This is a genomic window from Superficieibacter sp. BNK-5, assembly GCF_047456055.1.
Taxonomy (GTDB): domain Bacteria; phylum Pseudomonadota; class Gammaproteobacteria; order Enterobacterales; family Enterobacteriaceae; genus Superficieibacter.
The window spans coordinates 1,335,448-1,358,968 of record NZ_CP179893.1 but is presented as its reverse complement, the minus strand read 5'-3'; the positions used below and the strand labels follow the sequence as shown (position 1 = coordinate 1,358,968).

Annotated in this window: 24 protein-coding genes; 5 read left to right on the top strand and 19 right to left on the bottom strand. The window is 55.0% G+C overall.

The features are described 5' to 3' along the window. Positions 1-14: 14 nt before the first annotated feature. Entirely contained in the window at positions 15-1,352 is a 1,338-nt protein-coding gene (adeP, locus tag ACMGGS_RS06510; RefSeq protein ID WP_194207684.1) for an adenine permease AdeP, read from the bottom strand. A gap of 167 nt (positions 1,353-1,519) precedes the next feature. Between adeP and yieH the strand changes: the two genes are divergently transcribed. Beyond that, positions 1,520-2,185 carry a 6-phosphogluconate phosphatase gene (yieH, locus tag ACMGGS_RS06505; RefSeq protein WP_414165474.1) on the top strand — a complete coding sequence of 222 codons (666 nt, stop codon included), beginning with the start codon at positions 1,520-1,522 and terminating at the stop codon, positions 2,183-2,185. Between the two features lie 70 nt (positions 2,186-2,255). Here yieH and ACMGGS_RS06500 read toward each other — a convergent pair whose 3' ends face one another. Next, a complete protein-coding gene (locus tag ACMGGS_RS06500; protein WP_414165473.1) occupies positions 2,256-2,843 on the bottom strand; it encodes a TetR/AcrR family transcriptional regulator in 588 nt (195 codons plus the stop codon). A gap of 102 nt (positions 2,844-2,945) precedes the next feature. Here ACMGGS_RS06500 and ACMGGS_RS06495 point away from each other — a divergent pair, with 102 nt between their 5' ends. Then, positions 2,946-3,350 carry a nuclear transport factor 2 family protein gene (locus ACMGGS_RS06495; protein WP_414165472.1) on the top strand — a complete coding sequence of 135 codons (405 nt, stop codon included), beginning with the start codon at positions 2,946-2,948 and terminating at the stop codon, positions 3,348-3,350. 16 nt (positions 3,351-3,366) lie between these two features. On the opposite strand, the gene ACMGGS_RS06490 is transcribed toward ACMGGS_RS06495, so the two are convergent. From ACMGGS_RS06490 to ACMGGS_RS06440, 11 genes are all read right to left on the bottom strand, one after another. Continuing rightward, positions 3,367-4,455 (bottom strand): iron-containing alcohol dehydrogenase family protein, encoded by a 1,089-nt coding sequence (locus ACMGGS_RS06490; RefSeq protein WP_414165471.1) that lies wholly within the window; start codon positions 4,453-4,455, stop codon positions 3,367-3,369. 18 nt (positions 4,456-4,473) lie between these two features. After that, positions 4,474-5,142: a methionine ABC transporter permease gene (locus ACMGGS_RS06485; protein WP_414165470.1), complete on the bottom strand. Its 669-nt coding sequence runs from the start codon at positions 5,140-5,142 to the stop codon at positions 4,474-4,476. Beyond that, entirely contained in the window at positions 5,130-5,918 is a 789-nt protein-coding gene (locus tag ACMGGS_RS06480) for a methionine ABC transporter ATP-binding protein (protein ID WP_414165469.1), read from the bottom strand. Before ACMGGS_RS06480 ends, ACMGGS_RS06485 begins: the two co-directional genes overlap by 13 nt. Beyond that, positions 5,911-6,717: a MetQ/NlpA family ABC transporter substrate-binding protein gene (locus ACMGGS_RS06475; protein WP_414165468.1), complete on the bottom strand. Its 807-nt coding sequence runs from the start codon at positions 6,715-6,717 to the stop codon at positions 5,911-5,913. Before ACMGGS_RS06475 ends, ACMGGS_RS06480 begins: the two co-directional genes overlap by 8 nt. Positions 6,718-6,734: 17 nt before the next feature. Further along, complete coding sequence (locus tag ACMGGS_RS06470; RefSeq protein ID WP_414165467.1) at positions 6,735-7,763, bottom strand: isopenicillin N synthase family dioxygenase; 1,029 nt, start codon at positions 7,761-7,763, stop codon at positions 6,735-6,737. Positions 7,764-7,928: 165 nt separating this feature from the next. Beyond that, on the bottom strand, positions 7,929-10,247 hold the full coding sequence (locus tag ACMGGS_RS06465; RefSeq protein WP_414165466.1) for a molybdopterin-dependent oxidoreductase: 2,319 nt from the start codon (positions 10,245-10,247) through the stop codon (positions 7,929-7,931). Positions 10,248-10,260: 13 nt separating this feature from the next. Further along, on the bottom strand, positions 10,261-11,022 hold the full coding sequence (locus ACMGGS_RS06460; protein ID WP_414165465.1) for an SDR family NAD(P)-dependent oxidoreductase: 762 nt from the start codon (positions 11,020-11,022) through the stop codon (positions 10,261-10,263). A 3-nt stretch (positions 11,023-11,025) separates the two neighbouring features. Beyond that, on the bottom strand, positions 11,026-11,487 hold the full coding sequence (locus ACMGGS_RS06455) for an S-ribosylhomocysteine lyase (protein WP_414165464.1): 462 nt from the start codon (positions 11,485-11,487) through the stop codon (positions 11,026-11,028). Between the two features lie 21 nt (positions 11,488-11,508). After that, positions 11,509-12,177, bottom strand: coding sequence for a methionine ABC transporter permease (locus tag ACMGGS_RS06450; protein WP_414165463.1), 669 nt, complete (start codon positions 12,175-12,177; stop codon positions 11,509-11,511). After that, the gene (locus ACMGGS_RS06445) at positions 12,170-13,183 is read right to left on the bottom strand and encodes a methionine ABC transporter ATP-binding protein (protein ID WP_414166213.1); all 1,014 of its coding nucleotides are present in this window, start codon (positions 13,181-13,183) and stop codon (positions 12,170-12,172) included. Before ACMGGS_RS06445 ends, ACMGGS_RS06450 begins: the two co-directional genes overlap by 8 nt. 8 nt (positions 13,184-13,191) lie before the next feature. Then, positions 13,192-14,004 carry a MetQ/NlpA family ABC transporter substrate-binding protein gene (locus tag ACMGGS_RS06440; protein ID WP_414165462.1) on the bottom strand — a complete coding sequence of 271 codons (813 nt, stop codon included), beginning with the start codon at positions 14,002-14,004 and terminating at the stop codon, positions 13,192-13,194. Between the two features lie 247 nt (positions 14,005-14,251). On the opposite strand from ACMGGS_RS06440, the gene ACMGGS_RS06435 reads away from it, so the two are divergent. Further along, entirely contained in the window at positions 14,252-15,430 is a 1,179-nt protein-coding gene (locus tag ACMGGS_RS06435; RefSeq protein WP_414165461.1) for an aminotransferase class I/II-fold pyridoxal phosphate-dependent enzyme, read from the top strand. A 482-nt stretch (positions 15,431-15,912) separates the two neighbouring features. Here the strand turns inward: ACMGGS_RS06435 and ACMGGS_RS06430 are convergent, their stop codons facing one another. Then, positions 15,913-17,085, bottom strand: a complete 1,173-nt coding sequence (locus ACMGGS_RS06430) for an esterase (RefSeq protein ID WP_414165460.1) — start codon at positions 17,083-17,085, stop codon at positions 15,913-15,915. 148 nt (positions 17,086-17,233) lie between these two features. Here ACMGGS_RS06430 and cbrC point away from each other — a divergent pair, with 148 nt between their 5' ends. Then, positions 17,234-17,821, top strand: a complete 588-nt coding sequence (cbrC, locus tag ACMGGS_RS06425; protein ID WP_414165459.1) for a PF03691 family colicin E2 tolerance protein CbrC — start codon at positions 17,234-17,236, stop codon at positions 17,819-17,821. A 29-nt stretch (positions 17,822-17,850) separates the two neighbouring features. Next, entirely contained in the window at positions 17,851-18,756 is a 906-nt protein-coding gene (locus ACMGGS_RS06420) for an ADP-ribosylglycohydrolase family protein (RefSeq protein WP_414165458.1), read from the top strand. Positions 18,757-18,798: 42 nt separating this feature from the next. Here ACMGGS_RS06420 and phoU read toward each other — a convergent pair whose 3' ends face one another. From phoU to pstS, 5 genes are all read right to left on the bottom strand, one after another. Next, the gene (gene phoU / locus ACMGGS_RS06415; protein WP_176918541.1) at positions 18,799-19,524 is read right to left on the bottom strand and encodes a phosphate signaling complex protein PhoU; all 726 of its coding nucleotides are present in this window, start codon (positions 19,522-19,524) and stop codon (positions 18,799-18,801) included. Between the two features lie 14 nt (positions 19,525-19,538). Further along, positions 19,539-20,312 (bottom strand): phosphate ABC transporter ATP-binding protein PstB, encoded by a 774-nt coding sequence (gene pstB / locus ACMGGS_RS06410; RefSeq protein ID WP_228066299.1) that lies wholly within the window; start codon positions 20,310-20,312, stop codon positions 19,539-19,541. Positions 20,313-20,418: 106 nt separating this feature from the next. Next, positions 20,419-21,309: a phosphate ABC transporter permease PstA gene (pstA, locus tag ACMGGS_RS06405; RefSeq protein ID WP_414165457.1), complete on the bottom strand. Its 891-nt coding sequence runs from the start codon at positions 21,307-21,309 to the stop codon at positions 20,419-20,421. Next, positions 21,309-22,268 (bottom strand): phosphate ABC transporter permease PstC, encoded by a 960-nt coding sequence (gene pstC, locus ACMGGS_RS06400; protein WP_414165456.1) that lies wholly within the window; start codon positions 22,266-22,268, stop codon positions 21,309-21,311. The genes pstA and pstC overlap by 1 nt, the downstream gene beginning before the upstream one ends. Positions 22,269-22,389: 121 nt before the next feature. Beyond that, positions 22,390-23,430 carry a phosphate ABC transporter substrate-binding protein PstS gene (gene pstS, locus ACMGGS_RS06395; RefSeq protein WP_176918544.1) on the bottom strand — a complete coding sequence of 347 codons (1,041 nt, stop codon included), beginning with the start codon at positions 23,428-23,430 and terminating at the stop codon, positions 22,390-22,392. Positions 23,431-23,521: the final 91 nt, after the last annotated feature.

The following is a 23,521-nucleotide window of genomic DNA, read 5'->3' as shown; positions in this document are numbered from 1 at the left end:
TCGGGCGTCAGCAATCAATGCGCGTCAATAAACACAATCTTCAGCACAAACAGCACCGCGACGATAATCACGCACGGGCTGAGATCGCGCAGACGGCCGGTGCCGATTTTCATTACGCAGTAGGAGATAAAGCCCAGCGCGATACCTTCGGTAATCGAGAAGCTGAACGGCATCATCACCGCGGTAATAAACGCCGGTACGGACTCGGTTAAATCTTCCCACTTCACGCGGGCCAGGCTGGAGGTCATCAGCACGCCAACGTAAATCAGCGCGCCCGCTGCCGCGTAGGACGGCACCATACCCGCCAGCGGCGAGAGGAAAATCACCAGCAGGAACAGCACGCCGACGACGACAGCCGTCAGACCGGTACGGCCACCGACGGAGACGCCGGAAGAGGATTCGATATAGGCGGTAACAGAGGATGTGCCGATGAATGAACCGGCTACGGACGAGATACTGTCCACATACAGCGCCTGCTTCATGCGCGGGAACTTGCCCTTCTCATCTGCCAGCCCCGCTTTGTCGGTCACACCGATCAGCGTGCCGGAGGAGTCAAACAGGTTGACCAGCATGAAGGAGAAAATCACACCTGCCAGACCCAGGTTAAAGGAACCCGCCAGGTCAACGTGACCAATCACCGTGCTGACGCTCGGCGGCGCGGAGACGATGCCGTTATAGTGTACATCGCCCAGCATCCAGCCCAGCAGCGTCGTGACGACGATAGACACCAGCACCGCCGCGTGGATATTACGTGACGCCAGAATAGCGATAATAAAGAAGCCCAGCACGCCCAGCAGCACGCTGTGCGACGTCAGGTTGCCGATGCTCACCAGCGTTTCCGGGTTGGCGACAATCACGCCCGCGTTTTTCAGGCCCATCATGCCGATAAACAGACCGATACCGCTGGTGATACCGACGCGCAGGCTTACCGGGATATTGGCAATCATCCAGTAGCGCACGCGAAAAATCGTCAGCAGCAGCAGGCCGACCGCGCCCCAGAAAATCGCCCCCATGCCCACCTGCCACGGCAGGCCCATCGCCTGAACCACAACAAAGGCAAAGAACGCGTTAAGCCCCATCGCCGGAGCCAGCGCGACCGGCAGATTAGCGAAGACGCCCATCAGGATGCTGCCAAGCGCGGCGATCAGACAGGTGGTCACGAAGACGGCGCTGGTGTCCATCCCTGCCACGCCAAGGATCTGCGGGTTAACAAAAACGATGTAAACCATCGTCAGAAAGGTGGTGAACCCGGCAATAATTTCTGTGCGTGCAGTGGTGCCATGCGCACGTAATTTAAACACGCGCTCAAGTATTCCCTGACCAGATGCCTGGCTGTGGTGTTGTTGACTCATTATCTGTTTCCGAGAAAAGGAGGGAAAATCCGTCGCTATCCTATACCAAAATGAGACAATAGGAAGATTCAGGAGAGACTTTTTTCATTGATTTTGCTTATACGGCAACGATTGCGTGGCATAAATTTCATCAGGTAAACGTTAAACTTGTTAAAAGGGAAACAGGCATGTCCCACATTGAAGCAGTATTTTTCGATTGCGACGGTACGCTGGTCGACAGTGAAGTGATTTGTTCTCGCGCCTATGTGCATATGTTCCAGCAATACGGCATCACCCTCGATCTGGAAGTGATTTTTAAGCGTTTTAAAGGTGTTAAGCTTTACGAGATCATCGACACCATTAACGCCGAGTATGGGGTTAACCTGGCGAAAGCCGATTTAGAGACGGTATACCGCGCTGAGGTGGCCCGCCTGTTTGATTCAGAGTTAGTAGGGATTGCGGGCGCGAACGCGCTGCTGGATAGCGTAACGGTGCCGATGTGCGTGGTCTCTAACGGTCCGGTGAGCAAAATGCAGCACTCGTTAGGGCGCACCGGCATGCTGCACCATTTCCCGGAAAAATTGTTCAGCGGCTACGATATCCAGCGCTGGAAGCCCGATCCGGCGTTGATGTTTCACGCGGCGAAAGCGATGAACGTCAATGCGGAACATTCGGTGCTGGTGGATGATTCCGTTGCCGGGGCGCAGTCGGGGATCGCCGCCGGGATGGAAGTGTTCTATTTTTGCGCCGATCCGCATAATAAGCCTATCGAACATCCGAAGGTGACGACGTTTACCGATCTGGCGCAGTTGCCGGAACTGTGGCGCGCTCGCGGTTGGGATATTACGCAGTAAATGCCGGGCGGCTGCGTCCGCACCATCGAAGCGGCGCAACGATGTGCCGCTGTCGCCCTACTGAGTGGTTTTAGTCGATGATCCGCAGGGCTGGCTCAATAAGCGACTCCAGCGTCTGCCTTGATGCGCCGTCCCGCGCCTGAAATGAAATTGATTGCACAATGGCCCAAAAAAAGGTCGCCAGCTGTTCAACGTCTGCCTGTCGGGAGAGTTCACCTTCTGTCCTGGCTCGTTCAATCCGGGCTTTCAGGATATCGAATGCGTTTTGACGGGCTTGCCGGAGATACTCTCTTACACCTTCACTGGCAGGAAGGCAATTAACCACGCCCAGTATAAGCATGCATCCTCCAGAGTGTTGAGACAGCGCCACATCAATACTGCTTATCAGCATTTTTCGTAATGATTCACGCAACGTCACTGGCTGCTCCAGCGCCATTCTTGTCGCGTTGCCAACGGTAGCAACATAATGATCTACCGCTTCGCAGAAAGCCGCTTCCTTAGAGCCGAAGGCTGCATAAAAACTGGGTGGATTAATGCCTGCTGCCGCTGTCAGGTCGGTCAGTTGCGCGCCTTCATAGCCGCGCATCCAGAAAACGTCCATCATCGCCTGCAAGGCTAATTGCCTGTCAAAATTACGTGGTCTTCCCCGGGAAGTCATAGCGCCTCATTTACATAATTCTTACTACAAAAATAATTGACCAACCATCAAAAGTCAGATAGAAGAATTATATATTTTTTACTACAGAATAAAAGGTGAGTTATGTCAGTACTACAACCCAAGGCTGTCGTTGAGGAATTTTTCCGTCGCACTGCACTAGCAACGGATGTTGCAGAGATTTCAGAACTGGTGAGTGATGATGTCGACTGGTTCGTTGCGGGTGATATCTCCGTCGTTCCGTGGATTGGCCGAAAGCATGGCAGAGCGGGTGCGGCTGAATTTTATACCCAAATTCGCGAACAGATTACCTCTGAAAAGTTTGAAATAGAGGACATCATTGCACAAGGCGACAGGGTGCTTGCTATCGGTATGCTGGCATCACGGGTGAACCGGACAGAAAGGCTCATTGAAAGTGATTTTGTTTTTGATTTTACTGTAAGTAATGGTTTGATTACTCGCTTCCGGTTATTTGAAGACAGCTTCGCTGTAGCCCAGGCCTGCGCCTGAAACGCCCGCTACCGACTTAGCTGCCACCACTAAAATCCCGGACCTCGGTTGCTATCAACGCCTGCTCCACTGCGGAGTGCGTAAAGGCAAACGGCAGGTGCTCAAGGCTGGCAACAGGAAAACGAATATCGGCGGCGATGGCTGCCAGCCGTGACGGGCGATCGCCTGCCAGCTCAGGGAGTCGTAACGGGCTGCCGTACTCACGTAGTAACGTCAACAGTTGGCGATCGGGATTATCGTTGTTATTGGCCATCAATGACTGAATCAGCAGGCTGAAGCCCACTTTTTCACCGTGTAGCCAGCTATGGAGTTCTGGCTGATGGGTCAACGTATCGTGAATCACATGCGCCAGGCCCGGTGTGGCAATCGCTCCACGGATGCTGTTGGCCAGTCCGGCCAGCACAATATTGGCTTCAATCACCTTTTCCAGCGCCTGTGTTACCTGCCGCTGCTGATTCGCGTGTATGGCCTCGCGCCCCCAGCGTACGAAGCCGTCAACCGCCTGTCGCGCCGCTGATACTTTGACATCCAGCGCCAGCAGATGAGGATTCTGGCGTTGAAACGGCTCAAACTCGTACCATTTCGCCAGCGCATCTACGATGCCAGCCCGCAGATAACGCACATCGCTGTGGGCTATCACTTCGCTATCGACCAGGATCAGCGCGGGCATAGCATTCAGCGCCTGGCTACGCAAATGACCGCCCTGCCCGTTATACACAATCGCCAGCGGCGACCATGCGGCACAGGTGGCCGCCAGCGTCGGCACCGTGACCAAAATACGATCGCTCAGCGTATCGTTAACCGCCTTGGCGGTATCCAGCACGCGACCGCCGCCCACGGCAAGAATGCCTTGCGCCCCCTGCGTCAGCAGATTGCGCTGAAACAAGGCAATCGCATCATCGGTACACTCTCCCGTCAGATAGTCCAGTTGCCAGCGAATGCCGGCACGTTCAAGGCTGTCGCTGAGCGCTGGCTCTACTGCCCGCCAGGCACCCGGAGAGGTAAGAATACGCACATGGTTGGTAAGCGGGGCGAGCCGATCGCCGATCTGATGACGCAGCCCGGCCTGCTGCACATACGCCGCCGGGGATTTCACGGTAAACATAATATCTGTCCTCGCCAGTCAGCGACGATAAGCCAGAGAGCGCACCAGCCTGTCGCCTGCTTTTTGGATCACCTGCACCAGCAGCAGTAAAACGATAACGGTACCAGCCATTAGCGTGTTATCGAAACGCTGATAACCATAGCGGATCGCCAGATCGCCCAGTCCGCCGCCGCCCACCACACCGGCCATTGCAGAGAAGCCGATGAGCATTACAATAGTTAACGTGATGCCCGCCACCAGCGCAGGTAATGCCTCCGGCAACAGAACCCGGCTGACGATGTACCAGTGGCTACCGCCCATAGATTCCACCGCCTCAATGCGGCCGCGATCCACTTCGTCCAGCGCGCTTTCAACAATACGGGCGAAAAAGGGAAACGCGCCCAGCGTGATGGGCACGATAGCAGCGGTACTGCCCAGCGTGGTGCCGACAATCAGTCGGGTGAAAGGAATAAGGGCAATCAGTAAAATGACAAACGGCAGCGCCCGGCCAATGTTAACGACAGCATTCAGAACTGCCGCCACGCCAGGGTGCGGCAAGATACCGTTTTTACGGGTCAGAAACAGCAGAACGCCAGCGGGTAAGCCAATCAGCACGGTGAATATCGTCGCCAGTGCGACCATATACAGCGTTTCCAGCGTGGCGTTAAGCATCAATTCAGAAAAACGATCCCAGTCTACGCTACGCATCGGGTCACCGCCTCCACCTGATATTTGGCCAGGAATGCACGGTCGGTTTCGCCGTCCTGCAATAACATCTTCCGCAGACGTCCTTCGCTGCGCGACATAATTTGTTTAAGTGTGCCGCTTTCTATCAGTTGTCCATTCTCCAGCAGCGCGGCACCGTGGCAAATACGCTTTACCACCGACATTTCATGGGTAATCAGCACAATCGTGATGTTGAGCTGGCGCTGAATATCCGCCAGCAGATCGAGGATGGAACGCGTCGTTTCGGGATCGAGCGCGCTGGTGGCTTCGTCACACAAGAGGTAGCGCGGCTGCGCAGCCAGCGCACGGGCGATACCGACACGCTGCTTTTGCCCACCGGAAAGCTGCGATGGCCAGCGGTTACCGAATTGCTCCAGCCCCACCAGCGCCAGTAGTTCTTCAATACGTTGCGCACGCGCTTTCCGCGGTACGCCAGCAATCTCCAGCGGCACATCGATATTGCCGTTAACGGTACGCGAATGGAGCAAATTAAAATGCTGGAAAATCATGCCCATTTGCTGCCGCTGCTGGCGCAGTTGCGCGACGTTCAGCGTGGCAATGTCATACCCGTCAATTTCTATCCGCCCGGATGAGGGACTCTCCAGGCGGTTAAGGCAGCGCAAGAGCGTACTTTTGCCCGCGCCGCTTCGCCCCAGAATGCCGAAGATGGTCCCCGCCTCAATCGTCAGAGAGATATCGGATAGAGCCGGTGCGATTGCACCGGCATACTGTTTACTGATGTTTTCGAATTTAATCATGCTGAGAGGTCGCAACCGGGATCACAGAGCCGTTGTACTTTTCCTTAATAAATTTCGCCACCTGCGGCGATGTCAGATCTTTCGCCAGTTGGACGATGCGCGGATCCTTTAACAGTTCCGGCCGGGTAACCAGCAGGTTGGCATACGGATTATGATCGGCAGACTCCAGGCCCAGCGCATCTTTTGCCGGAACCAGTCCTGCCTCCAGCGCATAGTTACCGTTTATGATCGCCGCATCAACGTCATCCAGCGCACGCGGGATCTGCGGAGATTCAATCTGCACTATCTTGATCTTCTTCGGGTTATCGACGATATCTTCCGGCGTCACCAGGGTGGTGACCGCATTCCCGGTATCCTTGAGTTTAATCACGCCCTTGTCCTGCAATAAATGCAGCGAGCGGCTCAGGTTCGGGGCGTTATTCGGCACGGCAATACTGGCTCCCTCAGGTAAATCGGCAAGCGACTTAATTTTATGCGAGTAGATACCCAGCGGTTCGATATGAACGTCTGCTGCCACGCTGAAGGTTTTCCCCAGCGCTTTTTCCTGATCTTTTAAATATGGCAGATGCTGGAAATAATTAGCGTCCACGTCGCCGGAGGCCAACAGTTCATTCGGGTTAATCCCGCCGCTGCTCATCTCGACAATTTTCAGTTCTAATTTAGGATCGATTTTTTTCACATACTCCAGTATTTCGGCATGCGGAATGGGATCGGCGGCGACGCGTAATGGCGCTGCATGTAATGTCTGCGCAATCAATAAAGAAAGTCCAGCCAGCGTAAATACAACAGATTTGATCATGTTATTATCCTTATTGCTCAAGGTCGTTTTTCATTATTAAGGTATTCAGCGTAAAAGCGATTAGCGACGTCAGGATGCGAGCGCAGACGTCCTTTTAAATAATTCCACCCCACCTCGCGTAATAATGGATTAAGCGGATCGCTGGTCGGCCCCTGCGCCAGTTGTGCCAGATTTTCCGGGAGTTGATACACCGGCACGACGGCATCCAGCTGCGCACCGAGGAAAAAGGCCACCGACAGCCGCTCACGTTCACCCTGCGGGGAAACCACCCGGTGAACGGTGGCGCGCAGATAGCCATTGGTGGCCAGCTCCAGCAGTTCACCAATATTGACCACGAACGAATCAGGCAGTGGCGCAGCATCTACCCAGTTATCGGGAGAGACTTCAACCTGCAAACCACCCTGCTCGTCCTGAAGCAACAGCGTCAGAAAACCAGAATCTTTATGCGCGCCGACACCCTGTCGTGATTCACTATCCTGACGACCCGGATAGCGGATCAATTTAATATGTTCGTTGGGGTACTCGCCATACAGATTGTCGAACGCGTGACGCGGCAATGAAAGCGCTTCGGCAAAGGCCCGCAGCAGTTCCAGCGCGACATGGGTCATCTCCTGCTGCCAACGGGTCAGCACGGTACGTAACGCGGGGAGCGCCTGCGGCCACTGATTCGGTCCCTGCATCCGTTGCCATACCGGCGCTGCGTTGTCGGCGACCGCATCGCGCTCGGCACCAATATCAAATTGCTCGCGATAGTCCGGCCGCCCGCGCGTGATCTCTGAACCGGCACGGTTATAACCCCGAAAATGCGGTGAATGCGCCATTTTCACGCTAAGTTTGTCTGCTTCCGGCAAGGCAAAAAATTGCCACGAGACACGCTGAACCTCGGCCAGAAGCTGCGGAGAAATACCGTGCCCGGTCAGATAAAAAAAGCCCACCTCGCGCGCCGCTTTACCGAGGCTTTCAAGAAACGCCTGGCGATGCTGAGGGCTACCGTTTAATTGGGAAAAATCAATCACCGGAAGTGATAATGCGTGGGCTGAACTCACCGTTTTCGTCCTGTTAATCTGCAATAGTTTCACCTTGCCATTTCACCGGAACGAACACTACGAAGTTATCTTTCTAATATTATCTAAAAGCCGCAAATAGTTATTTATGCATAAATAAAGAGGAGAGATGAATAACCCCGGCATTAAATTGCGAGGTTATTAAAATTATAAAGAGATAAATATTGGCGGTGACCAGGCGGTGATCTCTGGCAGCGGTTGTTCGAAGCGCACAATCTCAACAAAACAGGTCTGCGCCGTACATCCCTGGCCCAACCGCGAGCTGCCAATATCATTGGTCAACACATTCGGATTACCATGTTTGTCCAGCGAGTTTTGCTCCTGAGCATTCAGCGGATCGTACCAGGCACCCGTGGACATTTGCACCACGCCGGGCAAGATATCCCGCGTCAGGTGTACGCCTGCCAGCAATGCGCCGCGTGGGTTAAAGACCTTAATAATATCGCCTTCAGCAATCCCCCGGGCTTGTGCGTCATCAGGATGCATCCACAAAGGTTCACGACCATGAATTTTAGTCTGCCGACTGACAATGCCATGATCGTACTGGCTGTGCAGGCGCGTGCGCGGCTGACTGGACAGCAGATGCAGGGGCCATTCCTTTTTAATCTCGCGCTGTGCCTCGTATTCCGCCGCATACCAGCAGGCATGGCCGGGCGCTTCCGCGTAGCCAAAGTCGGCGACCGTTTGCGAGAACAGCTCAATTTTACCCGATGGCGTGGTAAGCGGCGCGCTGTCGGGGTCCTCACGAAACGCCTGTAGTAAAATCTGCGGCTGGTCAGGGCGCGGATACTCCAGCTTTCCGTCCTGCCAGAATTCATCGAAGGAAGGTAGCGTAATGCCATCCGCTGCCGCACGCGGTTGCGACTCGTCGTACATCACTCTGAGCCAGTCGGCTGCCGTCCGCCCTTCGGTGAAGGAGGCCGCGAAGTCCAGCCGCTCCGCCAGCGCGCTGAAAATCGCATAATCATCACGCGCCTGTTCAAACGGCGGCAGGTGCTGGCGCATGGCAATCATAAAGCCGTCATTGCTGGCGCTGCCGATGTCTTCGCGCTCAAGCGAGGTGGTGGCGGGCAGGACAATATCGGCATGCTTCGCCTGAGCGGTCCAGTATTGCTCGTGGACGATGACCGTGTCCGGCTGCCGCCAGGCGCGGATCAGCCGGTTGAGATCCTGATGGTGATGGAACGCATTGCCGCCCGCCCAGTACACCAGCCGGATATCGGGCCAGGTCAGCGTCTGGCCGTCAAACTCGTACTGTTCACCGGGATGCAGCAGCATGTCGGCCACGCGGGCGACCGGGATCGCGGTGGACACCGCGTTGTGTCCGGCACTAAAACGCGGACCTGAAAACACCCGCCGGTCAGCGCCGCAAAGATTAGTCGAGGCATAGCCGAAACCAATACCGCCGCCCGGCGTGCCGATCTGCCAGAGCAGGGCAGTGGTCGCCACCAGCGCCCAGTACGCCTGCTCGCCCTGGCGCGCATGTTGCACCGACCACGCCATATTGATCAGCGTCTTTTTTCCGGCCATGCGTCGCGCCAGTTGCCGGATAGTCCGGGCAGGAAGACCGGTGATCGGCGCGGCCCATTCCGGTGATTTCACTTCTCCGTCATCGCGCCCCTGAAGATAAGCGGCAAAGCGCTCAAATCCCACCGTGTAGCGGGCCACGAAATCGTGATGGTAGAGAGATTCTTCGATTAATACCTGGCACACCGCCAGCAATAGCGCGGTATCGCTGCCCGGCTGAATGGCGAGCCACTCGGCATCCGGTAACGCGGAGAGATCGTTACGTACCGGGCTGACGTTAATAAACGCGGTGCCGTTGTTATGCAGCGTTTGCAGCCAGTGATTAAGGGCATGATCGCTTGCCCCGCCGCCGTTGACCTGGGCATTTCGTAATGGCAGCCCGCCAATCGCCACCACCAGTTCACAATGTTCAGCCAGTACCGCCCAGTGGGTATGCTGACGTTGCAGGGTATCCAGATCGCCGAGGATATGCGGCAGTACCCGCTCCCCGGCGGCAATGCTGTAGGTATTGGTGCTGGCGGTATAACCGCCAAAATGATTGAGAAACCGATGCAGTTGACTCTGCGCATGATGAAAACGGCCCGCGCTTGACCAGCCGTAGGAGCCACCGTAAATTGCCTGATTGCCGTATGAGTCTTTAACGCGTTGTAATTCAGCGGAGACAAGCGCTAACGCCTGCTCCCAGCTTACCTCGACAAAGGGTTCCTTACCGCGTCCCTCGCGTGAGGCTGCTTTTCCCTGAAGATAGCCCAGCCGGACCGCCGGACGTTTTATCCGCGTATCGCTCTGCATGCTGCCGGGTAGCGACTGGCCAATTTTTGAGGGCTGGCGATCCCATTCGACAGGCTCCACCGCGGTCAGCACGCCGTTATCGGTAGTGACCCGGTAAGTGCCCCAATGGGTTGCCGTCAGGCGGTGTTCGGACCCTTTATTGCTCAACGTTGCCTCCACCTTAATGCATGGTCATGCCGCCGGTGACGTTAATCGCCTGTCCGGTCATGTAGGACGCCAGAGAACTGGCGAGAAATAGCACCACATTCGCCACGTCTTCAGGCTGAGCGGTTCGTCCCAGCAGCACCTGCGAGCAATCCTCGGCATAAATCTCTTCCGCCGTCATGCCGCGTAATGCACCACCAATCTCTCGCTCGCGCCATTTCATCGCGGTTTCGACAATGCCGGGGCAAACGGCATTAACCAGAATATTGTCACCCGCCAGTTCAATGGCCATGACTTTACTCAGTCCTAATACCGCATGTTTTGAGGCGACATATTGCCCCATCAGGCGATAGCCGTTCTTTCCCGCCTGCGAGGCAATGGTAATAATGCGGCCATAGTGCTGTGCCCGCATTAAGGGGATGGCGGCTTCGCAGGCGTACCCCACCGCTTTAAGATTGATATCAAGAATGCGCTGCCAGCCGTCATCATCCAGTTTGTCGACCGGGTTCATGACCGAGACGCCGCAGCTATTGACCAGAATATCCAGGCGGCCAAAATGCTGCTGCGCGCGGGCGATGAGCGCAGATACCTGCTGACGCTGCGCCATATCACAGGGCAGGGCCAGCCAGCGCTCGCGCTGCTCGGGTTCGGCGATCGCGATATCACCGATCGCCACGCTGGCACCGGCACGGTAGAGCAGTTCGGCAATGGCCCGACCGATACCCTGATGTCCCCCGGTCACCACCGCCGTTTGCCCTTGCAGATCGAGGGTAATCATGGCTCAAAGCTGCCGGACAAAGGCGTCAGTGCTGATCCCCTCAGCCAGCACTTGCCGCGCGTACTCTTTGGCGGAGAATAAAGAGTGATCGCGATAGTTTCCGCACTCCAGCGCGCTTACCGCCGGAACGGTAGTGGCATCGACCACCCGTTGCAGCACGCGCGTTAAGGCGGTGGCGATGGTTTTCGGTTCACGCTCATCCCACAGAATCAAATAAAAACCGGTGCGGCACCCCATCGGCGAAATGTCGATGACGCCCTCTAACTCTTCACGCAGCCCAAATGCCAGAAGGTGCTCCAGCGTGTGTAGGGCGGCGGTCGGAATGGCATCCACGTTAGGTTGCAGGAAACGCAGATCGTATTTTTGCACCACGCCACCCTGCGGATGACGTTCAAGACCCGCCACGCGCACGTACGGGGCGATCACTTTGGTATGGTCGAGGGTAAAACTTTCGACAACTGGCATAACGGTGACTCCTGTTGAAGGTTATTCGCGACGCACCCGACGCGCAAAGCGCGTGCCGAGAGTCTGTAAGAGTTGCACGATGATGATCAGCACAACGGCGGTGGAAAGGGTGGCGAAGGCATCAAAACGCTGGTAGCCGTAGGTAATTGCCAGATCGCCAATCCCGCCGCCGCCGACGGTTCCGGCCATCGCGGTTGCGCCCAGCAGCCCGATGGTGGCGGTGGTTAGCGCGAGAATTAATGATGATGCGGCTTCCGGCAGCATAAAGTGCCAGATGGTTTGCAGGGCGCTGGCCCCCATCGCATTTGCCGATTCCAGAATCCCGTCATCCACCTCCAGCAAGGAGCTTTCTACCAGCCGCGCGATATAAGGCGCGATAAAAACCACCAACGGCACAATGGCTCCCGGCGTGCCAATGGTAGTGCCTACCAGCCAGCGGGTCAGCGGTAAAATAGTGATTAGCAGGATAATAAACGGCAGCGACCGCAGGATGTTGACGATCGGGTTGATGACCTGGTGCACCAGATGGTTCGGCACAATACCGCCGGGACGGCAGATCACCAGCACGATACCCAGCGGAATGCCGAGCAAGGCACCAAACGCCAGCGACAGGCTGACCATCAGTAGCGTATCGTGTAGCGCCAGTAAAAACTGGTCGCTGGTGATCGCGGTATCAAAGAATTCAAACATTGCTGATTTTCACTCCTGCCTGATGGAGATATTGCTTCGCTATTGCAATCTGCTCTGTCTCACCGCTCAGTTGCACAATCATGAAGCCGAGGATAGTGCTCTGGACTTCCGACATACTGGCGAACAGAATGTTGACCTCCACGGCATGTTCGCGGATCAGTCGATGGATAATCGGCTGCTGTGCCGTAGTGCCGACAAACTCCAGCCGTAGCGCACGACTCGTCTTCTGCTGTTTGATTTTCGCCAGCGTCTGTTCTGGCAACCGATCGTGGATCACCGACTGGACAAAACTGGCGGTGACCGCATGCTGTGGCTGCCCAAACAGAGCCAGGACGTTCCCCTGCTCAACGATTTTTCCCTGCGCCATCACCGCCACTTTGTGACAAATCTTCTGTACCACGGACATCTCGTGGGTGATCAGTACAATCGTGATGCCGTAGCGCTGGTTGATCTCCTGTAACAGCAGCAGGATTTGCACCGTGGTATGCGGATCCAGCGCGGAGGTTGCTTCATCGCAGAGCAAAATTGACGGATTGGTTGCCAGCGCACGGGCGATCCCTACCCGCTGCTTTTGCCCGCCGGAAAGCTCGTCAGGGTAACGCTGCGCTTTATCACTGAGATCCACAAAAGCCAGCAATTCGTTAACCCGTTCGCGGATAAAAGCTTTATCCCGCCCCTGCAAAATCAGCGGGATCGCTACGTTGTGAAATACCGTCCTGGAATTCAGCAAATTGAAATGTTGAAAGATCATCCCGATATCTTTCTTCACACTATTGAGCTGTTTCTTGCTGACGCCTTGCAGAGAAATACCGTTGATTAACACCTCGCCTTCACTCGGCGTTTCAAGATGATTGATTAAACGCAGCAGGGTACTTTTCCCCGCCCCACTGGCACCAATTACCCCGAATATCTCGCCTTTCTGTATCGTCAGATTAATATTATCCAGCGCGAGAAAACGCTCGCCTTTGCGAGAAAATGTCTTACTGACCTGATTGAAATTTATAATACTCTGGCTCATTTGAGATAGTCGGGCAGCAGATAGCCTTCATATTGCTGGTGCGTTTGAATATAGTTTTTAAACTCAGCCGAGTGATAGCCAGCAATAATATCTTTGGCAAACGTCGCGTCTTTATTTTTACCCGCCACGGTCACCACATTGATAAACTGGCTGGTAGGCGCTTCAAGTTTCAACGCGGATTTTAGTTTCATCCCGCTGGAAACTGCAAAGTTTCCCTGAATCAGGCCATAATCCACATCCGGCAACGCGCGAACCTGCTGCGCGTTATCCATCTCTTTCAGTACAATTTTATACGGATTTTCACTGATGAATTTTTGTGAAAAGGTCGCCGGATCGCTGTCCGGCTGGATTTTAAGCCAGCCCAGGCTTTGCAGCACCAGCACAGCACGGTACTCATTGGGAGCCTGATTAGGCACGGAGATGACGGTGCCGGGCTTCGGTTTCTCCAGCGTATTAAGTTTACCGCCATAAAGCCCCATCGGCGGTGTAGGCACCTGAACGATACCCACATTATCGATTCCCAGCCTTTCATTCACCGACTTTAAATAGACCGGGTGCTGCATGATATTGGCTTCGATATTGCCGCGGCTAACGGCATCGTTAACCTGAATACCATCGCTGAAATCCTTATATTCAACCTTATAGCCTTTCTTTTCCAGATAAGGCGCAACACCCTGCTGGAATTGCTCTTTATACGGACCTGGGTTAAACCCAACCCGAATCAGTTTATCTTCGGCATGCGCCGCTGAAAGAAGAGTGGATGCAGACAGCGCGGTTAAAATAATTCCGCATATCAGTGTTGTACGCATGAAAGGATCTCGTTAATGGGCTTATAGAATAAAATCGATTAAATCACAGGAGAGTCAGGCGTGAGAAGAACCGAGGGGCAAATGGCTATGTCTTTTTTATGCTAAGAATATCTATAATGTGTTATTGCAGTGCGCAAATATCGTTAGTCATTTTATTGCATTGTATTTGGTGTTAATTCGTTTTCTGCCGTAATACGTTATGAGATAGTCATTATTAATTGTTTATTTCTCATGCTATCAGAATACTATGCCTGATTTTTCTGCATCACACCTTGTCAATCAACTGGAGGAAAATCTGTTTAGCGCGCTGGAGAAACTGGCGGCGCAGATAGATACCTCGAAACGCGCGCTTATCGATCTCTCTTCCGGCAGCCCGCGTCAGCCGACGCCGCCAGCGGTGGTTGCCGCGCTGCAAGTCGCGGCTGCACAGCCTGAAAATCACGATTATCCCTCTTTCTGGGGTAAGCCCGCGCTGCGCCAGGCCATTGCCGATTATTATCAGCGACAGTATGGCGTTACGCTCGATCCAGAGCGTGAAATCGCCATCTTTCAGGGGGCGCATATCGCTGTCGGCGGGCTACCGAGAGCATTGATTAATCCCGGTCAGTATCTGATTTCCACCGATCCCTGCTATCCAATTTACCGCTCCGCCGCTATCCAGGCACAGGCGCGGTTTTACGGTATTCCTCTTGATGCCGCCCACCAGTTTCACCCGGATTTCTCACGCGTGCCGGAAGAGATAGCTCAGGATGCAGGGCTATTAATGCTGAATTATCCCCATAATCCGACGGGGACGATCGCCACGCCCGCGCTGTTTGATGACGCTCTTGCCTTTGTGAAGCGCTGGCATATTCCGCTGGTGCATGATTTCGCCTATGCCGCCATCGGCAGTCATCACGAGGAAAAGCCGCTGAGCTTGCTGTCGAGGCCGGATGCTAAAACCTGGGGCGTGGAAATTTATACGTTATCGAAAACGTTTTTAATGGCGGGCTGGCGTGTTGGCTTCGCGACGGGAAATGCGTCAGCGATCGCGGCGTTTAAAAAGCTGCACACGCACAGCTACAGCACCGTATTTGGCGCGGTGCAAGATGCGGCTATCGCTGCGTTGAAACTCCCGGATGAAGAGGTAACGCAGCGGGTCGCTGTTTATCATGAGCGTCGCCGCCGGGTCCTTGATGCGCTGGAAGCAATGCGCTGGCCAGTGGATGCGCATCAGGGCACGTTTTTTCTTTGGCTACCGGTGCCTGCGGGTTATGGCACTCAGCAATTCACGGAATATCTCCTGTCCGAGGCTCAGGTGCTGGTCGCCCCCGGCCACGGTTTTGGCACAGGTGGCGAAGGGTACATTCGCCTGAGTCTCACTGTGGATGACGATAAGCTGACGGAAGCATTGAAACGTATTGCAGCGCTGAAGCTGTTTGTCTGAAGATCCAGAGACGAATACCCGACCACCACAGGGTAACGAAAGGGTGTACCGTATTTATGCGGGGTGGCGGCTTCGCCTTGCCTGGTCCGCGAATATCAACAGAATCTGCTCCGGGCGTGTGATGCCGGGCGGCGGCTTCGCCTTGCCCGGCCTACGAAACCAACAATATCCGCGCGTTACCGCATAACCGTAGGCCCGGTAAGCGCAGCGCCACCGGGCACCCGTTCAACCGCATACAAAACCAACAATATCCGCGCGTTACCACATAACCGTAGGCCCGGTAAGCGCAGCGCCACCGGGCATCCGTTCAACGGCATACAAAACCCAACAATATCCGCACGTTACCACATAACCGTAGGCCCGGTAAGCGCAGCGCCACCGGGCATCCGTTCAATCGCATATAAAACCTAACAATATCCGCGCGTTACCGCATAACCGTAGGCCCGGTAAGCGTAGCGCCACCGGGCATCCGGTCAACGGACTTATTTAAACAGCTTCTGCACAAACTCGGCATACGCAGGACGCCAGACGTCCATTTCATGTCCCAGTCCAGGATAAACGGTGTAGTCATTATGAATGCCTTGTTTATCCAGCTGCGCTTTTAGTCCCTTAATATCTTTCCCCGTTACCTCATCTTTTTCACCGATCACCAATGTGAAGTTACGTAATTGCTGGTTGATGGACTGAGGATCCGCCAGGCGCTGCGTAACCTTTTCATCCGGCACGGTGACCGTCGTGACGCCGCTGAACAGCCCCAGCCAGCCGAAGCTTTCCGGGTGTTTCAGTGCCGACAGTTCGGCCTGATAACCGCCCTGCGAGAGTCCGGCAATCGCCCGGCCAGCGCTGTCTTTACGCACGTTATAGCGCTGGCCGATCAACGGAATAATGTCGTGTATCAGTTCCCGGTCGCCAAGCGTGGCGTTGGGGAGATAAAACTGCGAGCGAATATCGGCGTAGCGATAGCTTTCTGGCGTCGTTGTGGCCGTATCCGTTTCTGTCTCAGGCACCACCACCAGCATCGGTTTGACTTTCCCCTCTGCCAGCAGGTTATCCATCATCTGCGGAATACGCCCCTGATTGATGGCTGAAAGGGTGGTATCGCCAAAGCCGTGATAGTAATACAGCACCGGCAGCGGCTCTTTTGTTGCGTTATATCCCGGCGGCGTCCAGACATAGATCTGCCGTTCGGCATTGAGTTCGCGGGAATGATAGGTCAACAAATGCAGTTCGCCGTGAGGCACATTACGCACGTCGAGCAGGCTACCTGGCACCAGCATCAGGCTAGTGTTCACCTGCCGCTGCGGCTTGGTGTAAGGAGTGCCGGAGTCAATCGTGCGCAGGCCATCGACTTCATAAAAATACTCGTACAGGTTGCCTGGCATCGCCGCGCTGGTCCATGTCCAGACGCCGTTAGCATCTTTCTGCATCACATGCGTAACGTGGCTCTCATCGGTTGCGCCGGTCACCACATTGACCGTTTTGGCCTCCGGCGCCCACAGCCTGAAGGTGACGGTGTTATCGGGGTTAACCTGAGTCATAAACTGATTCACGGGGGCGTTTTCACCGGGTCCCGGAAGGGTTGAGGCGGCCTGAGCCTGATACATAAAAGCACCTAAAGCGAGGGAAACCGCGAGGGTGAGAGAGATCTTTTTCATGAGCGAGTCCTTGCAAAATGATTAATCACAAAATAATAACAATAGTGATTATACCGTTCTGTGATGAGTAGCAAAAACCAGACTGTTAATTCAACAAAGGTTGCTTTAACGTAGTTGTGACAAACGAGGTTACTCACAGGATGTTTTTATGCCGACGACTCACAAGCCACTGCCCACGTTCAGGTACCATCCACAGCCGCTGGAAACCGGCGCGTTTGAGCAAGATAAGACTGTCACCTGCGACTGCTGTGAGCAGCCGACGCCAGTTTATTACACCAGCCCCTTTTACAGCGTTGACGATATTGATCACCTCTGTCCATGGTGTATCGCCGACGGTAAAGCCGCTGAAAAATACGCAGGCAGTTTCCAGGATGACGCCAGCATTGAAGGGATTGAAGCCCGGTATGATGAAGATGGCGAATTTAGCGGTGCGCAAATACCGTATTCTGATGAGAGGCTCAAAGAGCTGACCGAGCGCACGCCGGGCTACCGTGGCTGGCAGCAGGAGCACTGGCTGGCACACTGTGGCGATTTCTGCGCTTTTATCGGCTACGTTGGTTGGGAAGAAATTAAAGACCGTCTTGATGAGTTTGCCAGCCTTGAAGAAGACTGCGCGGACTTTGGTATGCATTATGATGATTTACCGAAATACCTGCGTAACGACGGCGATTGCCAGGGCTATCTGTTTCGCTGCCTGAAATGTGGAAAGTTACGCCTGTGGGCTGATTTTTCATGATCGGTAGTCAAATTAAGGAGTAAGCGTTTATGCCGGATTTACTGGCCCGCTATCAGGGCTGTTTACTGGGACTGGCCAGCGGCGATGCGGTGGGAACGACCGTCGAGTTCCGGGCCAAAGATTCCTTTACGCCGCTCACCACTATGCAGGGCGGCGGCCCGTTTAATCTGAAGGTCGGGCAGTGGACGGACGATACCTCAATGGCGCTGTGCCTCGCGCAAAGCCTGGTAAACTGCAAGGGTTTTGATGCGGGCGATCAGATGAATCGCTACCTCAACTGGTGGCGCTGGGGCTATTTCAGCTCGACCGGGGAGTGTTTCGACATTGGCGGCACCGTTGCACGGGCACTGGGAAAATTCGCGCTGGATGGCAATCCTTACGCGGGTTCGCAAGCACCGGACTCAGCCGGTAACGGTTCGCTGATGCGCCTTGCGCCAGCGGTACTGTATTATTATCCGGATCGCCAGCAGGCGCTGGAATATGCTGAAGCTTCATCGCGCACCACTCACGCCGCGCCGGAAGCCATCGCCAGTTGCCGCCTCTTCGCGCAGTATTTGCTTAATGCGCTGAGCGGAAAAGACAAAGAAGAAACGCTTTCTACACTGGAGGAACTGCCGCCGCAGGAAAACCTGCGCCAGATTGCCCTGGGCAGCTATCTCCAGAAAACGCGTTCGGCCATTCACGGCACCGGCTATTGCGTACAAAGTCTTGAAGCGGCGCTATGGTGCTTTTATCACGGTGCGGATTTTGAAGAGACAATCCTGCTGGCGGCCAATCTTGGTGACGACGCCGACACCACTGCCGCGATAGCCGGTCAACTGGCGGGCGCATTTTATGGCGTTGAAGGTATTCCGCAGGCGTGGCGGGATCGGCTGTGGCAATATGAGGATATTGACGCGCTGGCGCGGCAACTGCTGGAGAAGCCGCAGGTATAAGACGTCTCGCCGGAGGGTTTTCACCACCCGGCGAGCACAACATCACTCTTTCGGGTCGCGGCCCGCCAGCAGTTTATCCAGCTCATCACCGCCCACGTGACGAAAATCCTGCCCCTTCACGAAGTAGAAGATAAACTCACAGATGTTCTGGCAGCGATCGCCAATACGCTCGATAGAGCGTGCGCAGAACAGCGCGGTCAGCACACTTGGGATAGTACGCGGATCTTCCATCATGTAGGTCATCAGCTGGCGCACGATACCTTCATACTCCTGATCCACTTTCTTGTCTTCACGATAAATTCGTACCGCTTCGTCCAGATCCATACGGGCAAAGGCATCCAGCACGTCGTGCAGCATCTGCACGGTGTGACGCCCCAGCGATTCCAGGCTCACCAGTAGCGGCTGATGCTGCTGGGAGAATTTCTCCAGCGCGGTGCGGCAGATTTTGTCCGCCACGTCGCCAATGCGTTCCAGTTCGGCGATGGTTTTGATGATCGCCATGACCAGGCGCAGGTCGCTCGCCGTCGGCTGACGTTTGGCGATAATGCGCACGCAGGCTTCATCGATGGCGACTTCCATCATATTGACCTGCTTGTCACCTTCCACCACCCGCTTCGCCAGTTCGCTATCCTGATTGTGCATCGCAGTGATCGCATCCGATAACTGCTGTTCCACCAGGCCGCCCATGGTCATCACTTCGGTACGAATATGTTCCAGTTCAGCGTTAAACTGGCCGGAAATGTGTTTGTTAAGGTTAAGGTTTTCCATGACGCACTCCTGAATCAACCGTAGCGGCCGGTGATATAGTCTTCAGTCTGTTTTTTGGCGGGCTTGGTAAACAGATCGTCCGTGTTGCTGAACTCGATCAGCTCGCCAAGATACATAAACGCAGTGTGATCGGAACAACGTGCCGCCTGCTGCATATTGTGGGTCACGATCACCACGGTATAGTCCTGTTTTAGTTCGGTAATCAGCTCTTCGATGCGCCCGGTTGAGATCGGATCCAGCGCCGAACACGGCTCATCCAGCAGCAGGACGTCCGGGCGAATAGCAATCCCGCGCGCGATACACAGACGCTGCTGCTGTCCGCCGGAGAGCGAATAACCGCTCTGGTGGAGCTTATCTTTGGTTTCATTCCACAAGGCGGCTTTGGTTAACGCCCACTGCACGCGCTCGTCCATATCGGCGCGGGAGAGCTTTTCAAACAGGCGCACGCCAAAGGCGATATTGTCATAGATGGACATCGGGAACGGCGTCGGCTTCTGGAAAACCATGCCGACTTTGGCTCGCAGCAGGGCGATATCCTGCGCATGGTTGAGGATGTTTTCGCCATCCAGCAGGATTTCGCCTTCTGCGCGCTGCTCCGGATACAGTTCATACATCTTATTGAAGGTACGCAGCAGCGTGGATTTACCGCAGCCCGATGGCCCGATGAACGCCGTCACCTGGTTTTTGGCAATCTCCAGGTTGATGTTTTTCAGGGCATGGAATTTGCCGTAGTAGAAGTTCAAATCACGAACCTGAATTTTACCCGGTGCCGTGTTAACCATACTCATCTCAATCTCTTCCTCATCATGCCTGATGGCGCTTCGCTTATCAGGCCTACAAATGCCTTCAATCGTAGGCCGGATAAGGCGTTACGCCGCCCTCCGGCACTTCGTCTTAACCGTGTTTCTGCTTCGCGAAGATCACGCGCGCCAGAATGTTCAGCAGCAATACGCACAGCGTAATAATCAGAACCCCGGCCCAGGCCAGTTGCTGCCACTCCGCAAACGGACTCATCGCAAATTTAAAGATGGTCACCGGCAGGTTGGCGATAGGCTGCATCATGTCGGTGCTCCAGAACTGGTTGGAGAGCGCGGTAAACAGCAGCGGCGCGGTCTCGCCGGCGATGCGGGCAACGGCCAGCAGCACGCCGGTCATAATCCCGGAGACTGAGGCTTTCAGGGTGATCGCGGAGATCATCTTCCACTTCGGCGTCCCCAGCGCATAGGCTGCTTCACGCAGGCTATCCGGCACCAGCTTGAGCATGTTTTCGGTGGTGCGAATGACGATCGGCACCTGCAACAGCGCCAGCGCGATAACACCCGCCCACCCGGAGAAGTGCTGCATCTGCGCTACCACTACGGTATAGACAAACAGCCCCACCACAATGGAAGGCGCGGAGAGCAGAATGTCGTTAATAAAACGGATCACTTCAGCCAGCCAGGATTTACGGCCATATTCCGCCAGATAAATCCCCGCCAGGATACCGAGCGGCGTGCCCAGCACCGTAGCCCACAGGATCAGCAAGCCACTACCGGCCAGCGCATTCGCCAGCCCGCCGCCCGCGGTGTTCGGCGGCGGCGTCATTTCGGTGAACAGCGCCAGCGACATGCCGTCAAAGCCGCGCGTAATGGTGGACATCAGGATCCAGATCAGCCAGAACAACCCGAACGCCATCGTGGCCATGGAGAGCGTCAGGGCAATGCGGTTTTTCATACGCCGACGGGCCTGCATCTTGCGGCGGGATTCCGCCAGTGCCGCGGTGTTTTGCATTTCGAGCGTAGCCATCAGCGTGCCCCCTCGTTTTTCGCCAGGCGCATTACCATAAACTTAGAGATAGCCAGCACGATAAAAGTAATCACAAACAGGATCAGCCCCAGCTCCATCAGCGCGGCAACGTGGAGACCCGATTCCGCTTCGGCAAATTCGTTCGCCAGCGCGGAGGTGATACTGTTGCCTGGCATATACAGCGAGACACTGTCGAGCTGGTAGGTGTTGCCGATGATAAAGGTCACCGCCATGGTTTCCCCCAGCGCACGACCCAGACCGAGCATTACACCGCCGATAACGCCATTTTTGGTGAACGGAAGCACGATGCGCCAGATCACTTCCCAGGTGGTGCAGCCAATACCGTAGGCCGACTCTTTCATCATCACCGGGGTTTGTTCGAAGACATCGCGCATGACTGCGGCGATGTAGGGAATAATCATAATGGCGAGGATCACGCCTGCCGCCAGGATACCGATGCCGAATGCAGGACCGGAAAACAGCGCACCCACAAACGGGATGTTGGAGAGAATATTGCCGACCGGCTCCTGGAAGTAAGTGGCGAACAGCGGGGCGAAAATAAACAGCCCCCACATGCCGTAAACGATACTGGGGATCGCCGCCAGAAGCTCAATCGCGATACCGAGCGGGCGCTTCAGCCAGGCCGGTGCCAGCTCCGTCAGAAACAGGGCGATACCGAAGCTCACGGGAACCGCAATCAGCAGGGCGATAATGGAGGTCGCCAGAGTACCGTAAATGGGCACCAGCGCGCCGTAGATATCGTTCGGGGCATCCCACTCTTTGGTCCACAGGAATGAGAAACCGAATTTCTCAATGCTGGGCCAGGAGGAGATGATCAGGGAGACGATAATACCGCCCAACATAAATAGCACGATCAGCGCAGCCAGTTTTACCAGCGCGCTGAATATCATGTCACCTTTTTTACCCGGCGGGTTAATTACACCCCTGGTTGCAGCCATAAATCACTCTTTAGTTAACGACGTCTTACGAAATTGCCCGGCGACGTTTACCGGGCCTACAGTTTGTAGCTGTAAGGCGGGTAAGCACAGCGCCACCCGCCATTTTCGTCAGTATATCTAATTAGTACAGCGCTTTACCGCTGCTGTCTTTCACATTGGTTTTCCATGCAGCGCGAACCTGCTCAACCACGTTGTCCGGCAGCGAAGCGTAATCCAGGTCGTTAGCCTGTTTCGCGCCGTCTTTGTACGCCCAGTCGAAGAACTTCAGCACTTCAGCGCCCTGCTCAGGTTTTTTCTGCTCTTTGTGGATCAGAATGAAGGTGGTGGAGGTAATCGGCCACGCATCGTCACCCTTCTGGTTGGTCAGGTCCTGAGCGAAGGATTTGCTCCAGTCCACGCCTTTCGCCGCGTTAGCAAAGCTGTCTTCGGTCGGGCTTACCGGTTTACCGTCAGCGGAAACCAGTTTGGTGTATGCCAGGTTGTTCTGCTTGGCATAAGCATATTCTACATAGCCGATGGAGCCAGGCAGACGCTGTACGAACGCGGCGATGCCGTCGTTACCTTTACCGCCCAGACCGGTCGGCCAGTTCACGGTAGAGCCTGCACCGACTTTTGATTTCCACTCTTCATTCACTTTCGCCAGGTAGCTGGTGAAGACGAAAGAGGTACCGGAACCGTCTGCACGACGAACCACGGCGATGTTCTGCGAAGGCAGTTTCAGGCCAGGGTTCAGCTTGGTGATGGCGGCATCATCCCACTTCTTGATTTTACCCAGATAGATGTCGCCGAGTGTTTTACCATCCAGCACCAGCTCGCCGGATTTCAGACCCGGAATATTTACGGCCAGTACCACGCCGCCAATAACGGTCGGGAACTGGAACAGGCCTTCCTGCTGCAGTTTTTCGTCAGACAGCGGAGCATCAGAAGCACCGAAATCAACGGTGTTCGCGATGATCTGTTTTACGCCGCCGGAGGAGCCGATACCCTGATAGTTGATTTTGTTGCCGGTCGATTTGTTATAGGTGTCGGCCCATTTGGCATACACCGGCGCAGGAAAAGTTGCACCTGCACCTGTCAGGCTTGCCGCCGCGTTAACAGCGAAAGCGCTCATGGATAAGGTCGCGGTGACAACCGTTGCGACAGTGGTACGCATAACGTTCATAATGTCTCCTGCTGGGATTCGTAAATCATTGTTAAGTGGCTACGAAGAGCAAAATAGGACAATCAGGTGACAGTTATATGTAAGGTTTATG

Coding starts and splice junctions, on each gene's coding strand:
- adeP (WP_194207684.1), bottom strand. CDS start 1,352: ATGAGTCAACAACACCACAGCCAGGCATCTGGTCAGGGAATACTTGAG.
- yieH (WP_414165474.1), top strand. CDS start 1,520: ATGTCCCACATTGAAGCAGTATTTTTCGATTGCGACGGTACGCTGGTC.
- ACMGGS_RS06500 (WP_414165473.1), bottom strand. CDS start 2,843: ATGACTTCCCGGGGAAGACCACGTAATTTTGACAGGCAATTAGCCTTG.
- ACMGGS_RS06495 (WP_414165472.1), top strand. CDS start 2,946: ATGTCAGTACTACAACCCAAGGCTGTCGTTGAGGAATTTTTCCGTCGC.
- ACMGGS_RS06490 (WP_414165471.1), bottom strand. CDS start 4,455: ATGTTTACCGTGAAATCCCCGGCGGCGTATGTGCAGCAGGCCGGGCTG.
- ACMGGS_RS06485 (WP_414165470.1), bottom strand. CDS start 5,142: ATGCGTAGCGTAGACTGGGATCGTTTTTCTGAATTGATGCTTAACGCC.
- ACMGGS_RS06480 (WP_414165469.1), bottom strand. CDS start 5,918: ATGATTAAATTCGAAAACATCAGTAAACAGTATGCCGGTGCAATCGCA.
- ACMGGS_RS06475 (WP_414165468.1), bottom strand. CDS start 6,717: ATGATCAAATCTGTTGTATTTACGCTGGCTGGACTTTCTTTATTGATT.
- ACMGGS_RS06460 (WP_414165465.1), bottom strand. CDS start 11,022: ATGATTACCCTCGATCTGCAAGGGCAAACGGCGGTGGTGACCGGGGGA.
- ACMGGS_RS06455 (WP_414165464.1), bottom strand. CDS start 11,487: ATGCCAGTTGTCGAAAGTTTTACCCTCGACCATACCAAAGTGATCGCC.
- ACMGGS_RS06450 (WP_414165463.1), bottom strand. CDS start 12,177: ATGTTTGAATTCTTTGATACCGCGATCACCAGCGACCAGTTTTTACTG.
- ACMGGS_RS06440 (WP_414165462.1), bottom strand. CDS start 14,004: ATGCGTACAACACTGATATGCGGAATTATTTTAACCGCGCTGTCTGCA.
- ACMGGS_RS06435 (WP_414165461.1), top strand. CDS start 14,252: ATGCCTGATTTTTCTGCATCACACCTTGTCAATCAACTGGAGGAAAAT.
- ACMGGS_RS06430 (WP_414165460.1), bottom strand. CDS start 17,085: ATGAAAAAGATCTCTCTCACCCTCGCGGTTTCCCTCGCTTTAGGTGCT.
- cbrC (WP_414165459.1), top strand. CDS start 17,234: ATGCCGACGACTCACAAGCCACTGCCCACGTTCAGGTACCATCCACAG.
- ACMGGS_RS06420 (WP_414165458.1), top strand. CDS start 17,851: ATGCCGGATTTACTGGCCCGCTATCAGGGCTGTTTACTGGGACTGGCC.
- phoU (WP_176918541.1), bottom strand. CDS start 19,524: ATGGAAAACCTTAACCTTAACAAACACATTTCCGGCCAGTTTAACGCT.
- pstB (WP_228066299.1), bottom strand. CDS start 20,312: ATGAGTATGGTTAACACGGCACCGGGTAAAATTCAGGTTCGTGATTTG.
- pstA (WP_414165457.1), bottom strand. CDS start 21,309: ATGGCTACGCTCGAAATGCAAAACACCGCGGCACTGGCGGAATCCCGC.
- pstC (WP_414165456.1), bottom strand. CDS start 22,268: ATGGCTGCAACCAGGGGTGTAATTAACCCGCCGGGTAAAAAAGGTGAC.
- pstS (WP_176918544.1), bottom strand. CDS start 23,430: ATGAACGTTATGCGTACCACTGTCGCAACGGTTGTCACCGCGACCTTA.